Raw genomic sequence first — 714 nt, 5'->3', positions numbered from 1 at the left:
AGCCCGTTTTCAAGGCACAGCCTGTCAGAGAGCCGCCGAAGGGCGAAGCTGGAGCCCCAAAAATTTCGGAATTTCCGGGTGCAGTCAAGGGTGGTGGAGTTGTAATAAATGTGACAATGGATGTGCTGCTTATCGGTGTGCGTGGTAACGATAAAAGCGTGCCGCCCCTTTGTCCAGCGCATAGCCAGCTCATAGCCGATACGGTTCGCCTCCTTCGGGGTGATCTCGCCCGGATAGAAGGATTGTCGTATCTGATAGCACAGCACATTATTTTCTTTCTTCTGTTCCCGGCCCGTCATAGCGGCATAGCTGGCCTTTGCCAAAAGGAACTCGTCCGCCACGGTGGCCGGATCACATTCATAAGCGGAGATATACTTTCCGCTTTCTGTTTTCTCCGGGTCCTTGCCATAGTCCAGACAATCCCGGATAGCCTCAGCAATCGTTTCGCCTTCGCCCGCATGGCGCTGTAACAAAGTTGTGGTAGCCAAAAATCATTCCTCCTTTCCATGAGAAAGGGGCGGCCCATTCCGACCGCCCCGACTTCGGGCCAGTATGGCCCGAGGCTGCTTAACTTGCCAGAAACCGGTACAGAGCGGATTTGCCTCCGTCCAGCGCCCAAAGAAGGGAGCCCGCCGCCGCTTGCAGTCCATACGGCGAAAGAAGGAAGGCAAGAAACAGAAATACAATCCCGCCTATGGGCGTCGGCGTGAAAAA

2 protein-coding genes are annotated in these 714 nt (G+C 54.9%); both read right to left on the bottom strand.

Annotated elements, in window-relative coordinates:
- On the bottom strand, positions 1-488 hold a 488-nt coding region (locus tag GPK90_RS18735; protein ID WP_215703665.1), incomplete at its 3' end, for a relaxase/mobilization nuclease domain-containing protein.
- A 79-nt stretch (positions 489-567) separates the two neighbouring features.
- A partial coding sequence (locus GPK90_RS19325) for a CD1845 family protein (protein WP_346011306.1) occupies positions 568-714 on the bottom strand: 147 nt, incomplete at its 5' end.

It is taken from the genome of Clostridium sp. MCC344, from assembly GCF_018785365.1.
GTDB lineage: Bacteria > Bacillota > Clostridia > Lachnospirales > Lachnospiraceae > Pilosibacter.
Note: the sequence above shows the minus strand (reverse complement) of the source record. Positions and strands in the feature narration are given on the sequence as shown.